The 809-nt window shown below is 51.7% G+C and carries 1 protein-coding gene; it reads left to right on the top strand.

Annotated elements, in window-relative coordinates; genetic code table 11:
- Positions 1 to 119: 119 nt before the first annotated feature.
- On the top strand, positions 120 to 809 hold a 690-nt coding region (locus U8U68_RS22000), incomplete at its 3' end, for a hypothetical protein (RefSeq protein ID WP_322204612.1).

The raw sequence follows: 809 nt of genomic DNA, 5'->3' as shown, positions 1-809 counted from the left end.
ATGTAAGTTGTAATATTAAATGCGAAAGGACACGAACCCGCCCGAAGGGGCGCGGAACGATCCGGACGCATTTATTTTTTTACCATAAACAGGCCGGAAAATCAAGGGAGGGCGCAAAAATGAAACACGTTACTTTTGAAGAATACGAAGCCGCAAAAGCCGAAGTTCTCTATGGCGTGCAGTACAAAGAGAATTCCACGCTTGAAGGCAATGTGATCCGCAAGACCTACGCCACGGAAGAAAACGGCGTTTTCTATGAAGTGAACGACGGCGGGCGCGTGGAGTTTTGGAGCGACAAGCACCCGGAAAGCCGGATTTATGACGAAAACGAGCGGGCGACGGAAACCGCCGCGGAAGAGCCGCCGCATTATGGGGACTTGCTGGCGCAGAAGATCAGAAGCGAAACAACGGATTACAGCAAATTGAACGAGTTTGAAAAATTCGTGCTTGATCGCGGGTACAACTACCAGACCGAAGCAGAATTGAAAGCCGGGTATGATCGGTTGTGGAAAACCCGCCGGGGCATTCTTCTTTCGGAAGAAGAATTTTTGACGGAAGCAGAGCCGAAGGACAAGGGCGCGGCGGCAGACGTTTACAGCGTGCTTGTTGCGCTGGTAGACAAAAAGGCCATTACTGCAAGCGACGTTTACCAATACGCCCGTTACAAGTGGTGCTTGCGTGATCCTCTTGCGATCGTCGCATATCAGGAAAGCCGCGAAAAGTGGATCGTGAATAATTGCGCCGAAGCAATCACGGAAGAGGCCGCCCGCGTGAAGGTGTGTGAAGAATTCGGCTTTGAGGCAAGCCGC

This window comes from Acutalibacter intestini (assembly GCF_034334985.1).
Lineage (GTDB): Bacteria > Bacillota > Clostridia > Oscillospirales > Acutalibacteraceae > Acutalibacter > Acutalibacter intestini.
This window is presented reverse-complemented; position numbering and strand designations above follow the sequence as displayed.